This window comes from Pantoea sp. GCM10028869, assembly GCF_042666835.1.
GTDB lineage: Bacteria > Pseudomonadota > Gammaproteobacteria > Enterobacterales > Enterobacteriaceae > Pantoea > Pantoea leporis.
Map to the genome: position 1 here is coordinate 1 of NZ_JBHTGO010000017.1, position 5,076 is coordinate 5,076.

Consider the following 5,076-nt stretch of genomic DNA (forward strand, 5'->3'; position numbering starts at 1 on the left):
CCGAACTCAGAAGTGAAACGCCGTAGCGCCGATGGTAGTGTGGGGCCTCCCCATGCGAGAGTAGGGAACTGCCAGGCATCAAATAGTGAAGAAGCCCCGGACGAAAGTCCGGGGCTTTTTTACGTCTATACATTAGCAATTTCCCATCAGAAATAAGAAAACATCAAACTCGCAACCTACCGATCAGGTAAACTACGGTCAGATTAATCAGTAAAGGCCGTGAAATGTCCAGCCCCAATACATCCCTGAAAGCTTTCAACACTCTTGGTCTTACGATCAATGCACAAACGCTGACCATCGCTGAAACTCCTGACGCTATTACTTTGGCCTGGAAAAACAGTCAGCAATCAAATCTGCCTTTTATTGTATTAGGCGAAGGGAGCAACGTACTCTTTCTTGAAGATTTTAGCGGCTCGGTGGTAATTAATGCGATTAAAGGCATCGCTATCGAAGAGCATGACGAAGCCTGGCACTTGCATGTTGGTGCCGGCGAAAATTGGCATGCTTTAGTTGAAAAGACGCTAAAGAAGGGTATTACAGGGCTGGAAAACCTGGCGCTGATTCCTGGTATGGCCGGCTCAGCACCGATTCAAAATATCGGTGCATATGGTGTCGAATTTAAAGATATCTGTCACTACGTTGAAGCTATACATCTCCCAACGCAACATATGATTCGTTTGTATCGAGAAGAGTGCCAGTTTAGCTATCGCGATAGTATTTTCAAACATGCAATGAAGGATGACTATGTCATTGTTGCAGTGGGATTACGTCTGGCAAAACAGTGGAAACCTGTTCTAACTTATGGCGAGCTGACTAAGTTAAACCCAGCAACAGTGTGTGCCTGGGATGTATTCAATGCTATTTGCAATATGCGCCAAAGCAAACTGCCCGACCCAAAAATCACAGGTAATGTCGGTAGTTTCTTCAAAAATCCGCTGATCACAGCTGAGCATGCAGATGCGCTAATTAAGCAGTGGCCATCCATTCCTCATTATCCACAGGCCAGTGGCGAAGTGAAATTAGCAGCTGGCTGGTTGATCGACCAATGTGGTCTTAAAGGCTTCCGTGTAGGTGGCGCCGCAGTTCACCGTCAGCAGGCTTTGGTACTGATAAATGAAGATTATGCCACTCCACAGGATATTGTCGATTTAGCGCATCAGGTTAGAAATAGAGTCGGACAAAAGTTTGATGTTTGGCTGGAGCCAGAAGTGCGCTTTATCGGTGCTCGAGGCGAGCGTAATGCCGTTGAGGTAATTTCATGAAAGATAATAGCGTGCCGTTAAAGTTAGTGGCATTGGTGGCCGATGGTGAATTTCACTCTGGTGAGCAGCTGGGCGAAGCGCTTGGTATGAGCCGTGCTGCCATTAATAAACATATACAGACTCTCAAAAGTTGGGGTCTGGATGTATATACGGTAACGGGTAAAGGCTACAGCTTACCAGAGCCAATTCAGTTACTGGATGAAGAAATCATTCTGTCTCTCCTGCATCAACCTAATCTGGCGGTTATTCCTGTTATCGATTCTACTAACCAGTATTTGCTGGATCGGATGGATCAATTGCCGTCTGGCTACGCATGCATTGCCGAGTATCAGCAAGCAGGGCGCGGACGTCGCGGGCGTAAATGGTTTTCACCGTTTGGCTCCAACCTGTATATGTCCATGTATTGGCGTCTTGATCAGGGGCCTGCTGCGGCGATGGGCCTGAGTCTGGTGATTGGTATCATCATGGCAGAAGTGATTCAGTCATTAGGTGCTCCGGATGTCCGGGTTAAATGGCCGAATGATCTCTATCTTAACGATCGTAAGCTTGCTGGTATTTTAGTTGAGTTAACTGGAAAAACCGGCGATGCAGCTCAGATTGTTATAGGTGCTGGTGTCAATTTGCTGATGCGTTCAGAAGGCACGGCAGAAATTAATCAGGGTTGGATTAATCTTCAGGAAGCTGGTGTTGATATCGATCGCAACGAGTTAGCTGCGAAGTTGATCAATAGCCTGCGTGAAGCGTTACCTATTTTTGAGCGCGATGGTTTGGCGCCATTTGTTTCCCGCTGGGAAGCCCTTGATAACTTCATTAATCGCCCAGTGAAGCTTCTTATTGGGGATCGTGAGGTACATGGCATTGCGCGAGGTATTGATAAGCAGGGTGGCTTATTACTGGAGCAGAATGGAGTCATTAAATCCTGGGTTGGGGGTGAGATTTCTCTTCGTCCAGACAATTAATGCATCTGAGCTAACAAATCAAAATGCCCACGATCTTTTATGGGCATTTTATAAAAAAGACTATTTCCTCAAACGTACACTTTGCACCGCATGATCAGCCGACTTCGTCATAATAAGACTTGCTCGTTCACGTGTAGGCAGGATATTTTCCTTTAAATTAAGCCAGTTAATCTCTTTCCATAGCCCATGCGCAATATTGAGTGCATCCTCTTCGGGTAATTGCGAATAGTGATGGAAATAAGAGTCCGGATCGCTAAACGCTCCCTCACGAAATTTCAAAAAGCGATTTACATACCAGCTCTCGAGTAAGGACTCTGATGCATCGACGTAAATTGAAAAATCCACGAAATCAGACACAAATACATGATGAGGATCGTGAGGATAGTCCATACCGCTTTGCAGCACATTCAATCCTTCAAGAATAAGAATATCAGGCTGTTGTACGACTTTATCGCCATCCGGAATGACATCATAAATCAGATGAGAATAAACCGGCGCTGTCACCTGGCTAGCACCCGATTTTAAATCAGATACGAAGTTAACCAGGCGATGCATATCGTAAGATTGCGGGAACCCTTTTTTCTTCATCAAACCGCGTTCTTTAAGCACGGCATTAGGATGCAAAAAACCATCAGTAGTGATCAGTTCTACTTTGCGGTGTTCTGGCCAGCGGCTAAGAAGCGCCTGAAGCACACGAGCAGTTGTGCTTTTTCCTACCGCAACGCTGCCGGCAATACTGATGATATAAGGGATTTTCTGCCCATTAGTGCCAAGGAATTGCTCAAGCACCGCCTGACGACGCAGATTAGAACTGATATAAAAATTAAGCAGACGCGATAGCGGCAGATAAATCTCGGCCACTTCTTCTAATGAAAGATCTTCATTGATACCACGCAGACGCTCAATTTCACCTTCAGCCAATGTCATTGGTACTGAATCGCGTAGTGCTGCCCATTGCTGGCGATTGAACTGCAAATAAGGCGTAGTAAGAGGTGTCGTTTTTTTACTCATAAGCATGCATCTGAGTGCAAATTCTGATTAATCAACACCTTGCTGCATTAGGCATACGAAGATGTATCAAACTCAATTGCACGTCACAGGGGTAATTAACGAGAACAATGGGCAGGAGGGTAACACCAGTGTGACTTTAAAAAGAAGTAAAATGATAAACAGGAGCACGCTTTCGCAAGCGTGCCCGCATTTTTCTTGTCGGTCAGTAGCTTGTCGCTACATTTTCTGCTGGGCTGGTACGCAGACGTTTATAGTAAATCGCGCCGGGATGAGGATGCCCATCCGCGCATAATGCATAGTCGGGCAATTCCCCTAAATAGCGGTAGCCATGTGCCCGATAAAAAATTTCTTCTGCAGAACCTGCAATGACATCCAAATAAAGCAGACCACGCTGATAGCTTTCTGCCTTGTGCTCAAGCGTCTGCATTAATCTGCGTCCAATCCCTTCTCGCTGAGCATTTGAATGCACAAGCAGCTGTAAAACTTCCGCGCGATTTTGTCCATCTGGACGCTGACAAATATTGAGCTGCACGCTTCCCACCACAACCGAGTCGATGACGGCAATCCATAGCAGCAACTCATGGCGTGCCATTTTGTTGCGCAAGCTATGAAAATAGCGCTCGGCATCCTGATACTGTTGCATCTTTTGCGAATGTTGAAATGCCGAAGTCATATTGTTTTTTACCGCTTCAACCATCAGGGCAGCCAAAGCCTGACGATAAAGGGGTAATGTTTCTGCAGTGAGCTGAACAATATTCATGCGACATCCTCCATTTAATGACCCGATTAAATAGATAAGCAAAATGCAGGCCAGCAGAAAAATCGAGTGTAGCGGGTAGTTTCACAAAAAATTTTCTACAATTTGCACAGCAGAAAGGCAGTGTGCTTCAAATATGTGCATTGAAAATGATGGCGGTTCATAGCAATCAATCGATGTGGTGGTGTAAAAATGCACAGGTTTAGGGTGATTTTACTGCAGCTGATGGCTGATTTGAGATGATTTGCACAAATAGTAAGCGATAGAACAATTTTGACGATTTTTTTGTTGCATCCTTCTTCGGGTATTCCTAGAATGCGCTCCACTTGATGCCGGCTTAGCTCAGTTGGTAGAGCAACTGACTTGTAATCAGTAGGTCACCAGTTCGATTCCGGTAGCCGGCACCATCAAGTAGGTGGGATTCCCGAGCGGCCAAAGGGAGCAGACTGTAAATCTGCCGTCACAGACTTCGAAGGTTCGAATCCTTCTCCCACCACCATCTCAACCTCCTGGTTGGGCGTCAGATAAAGTCTTTATCTGATGGGTGAGTTCTTCATCTCTCACCTTCGAATTTCAGATTGCGCATTAGCGCAATCAAAGTTGGTCAGCAACTCTGACCGGCTCGAATAATAGAAGGTCTTCTTTTATTATTCATAAGCTACAGAAAGAACAGGTAGCCGAGTTCCAGGATGCGGGCATCGTATAATGGCTATTACCTCAGCCTTCCAAGCTGATGATGCGGGTTCGATTCCCGCTGCCCGCTCCAGATGTGCTGATATGGCTCAGTTGGTAGAGCGCACCCTTGGTAAGGGTGAGGTCCCCAGTTCGACTCTGGGTATCAGCACCACTTCCTTTATCTCTCTCCTGATTCTCTCTCTGTAAACCAAACAGTCAGGCAATGCCTGGTTGATATGACGATATCTTCGATATATCCGTGTCTTAGAGGGACTAGCGATGGCTAAAGAGCAATTTCAGCGTAACAAACTGCACGTAAACGTGGGCACCATCGGTCACGTCGACCACGGTAAAACCACCCTGACTGCAGCAATTACTACCGTACTGGCTAAAACCTACGGCGGTAAGGCAA

At 46.1% G+C, this 5,076-nt stretch carries 5 protein-coding genes and 4 tRNA genes; 7 read left to right on the forward strand and 2 right to left on the reverse strand.

The features are described from left to right. Positions 1–224 precede the first annotated feature (224 nt). Positions 225–1,262 (forward strand): UDP-N-acetylmuramate dehydrogenase, encoded by a 1,038-nt coding sequence (gene murB / locus ACFQW4_RS23550; protein WP_210082114.1) that lies wholly within the window; start codon positions 225–227, stop codon positions 1,260–1,262. Further along, positions 1,259–2,221, forward strand: coding sequence for a bifunctional biotin--[acetyl-CoA-carboxylase] ligase/biotin operon repressor BirA (gene birA / locus ACFQW4_RS23555; protein WP_192415497.1), 963 nt, complete (start codon positions 1,259–1,261; stop codon positions 2,219–2,221). The genes murB and birA overlap by 4 nt, the downstream gene beginning before the upstream one ends. Positions 2,222–2,281: 60 nt before the next feature. Here the strand turns inward: birA and coaA are convergent, their stop codons facing one another. After that, a complete protein-coding gene (gene coaA / locus ACFQW4_RS23560) occupies positions 2,282–3,232 on the reverse strand; it encodes a type I pantothenate kinase (RefSeq protein ID WP_350261399.1) in 951 nt (316 codons plus the stop codon). 202 nt (positions 3,233–3,434) lie between these two features. Next, entirely contained in the window at positions 3,435–3,992 is a 558-nt protein-coding gene (locus tag ACFQW4_RS23565) for a GNAT family N-acetyltransferase (protein ID WP_101762580.1), read from the reverse strand. 328 nt (positions 3,993–4,320) lie between these two features. Between ACFQW4_RS23565 and ACFQW4_RS23570 the strand changes: the two genes are divergently transcribed. From ACFQW4_RS23570 to ACFQW4_RS23590, 5 genes are all read left to right on the forward strand, one after another. Next, positions 4,321–4,396, forward strand: a tRNA-Thr gene (locus ACFQW4_RS23570). Between the two features lie 7 nt (positions 4,397–4,403). Further along, positions 4,404–4,488: transfer RNA gene (locus ACFQW4_RS23575), tRNA-Tyr, on the forward strand. A gap of 192 nt (positions 4,489–4,680) precedes the next feature. Continuing rightward, a tRNA-Gly gene (locus ACFQW4_RS23580) sits at positions 4,681–4,755 on the forward strand. 5 nt (positions 4,756–4,760) lie between these two features. Next, positions 4,761–4,836 (forward strand) — tRNA-Thr (locus ACFQW4_RS23585). Between the two features lie 107 nt (positions 4,837–4,943). Continuing rightward, positions 4,944–5,076 (forward strand): GTP-binding protein (locus ACFQW4_RS23590; protein ID WP_255526522.1); only part of this gene is annotated, 133 nt, incomplete at its 3' end.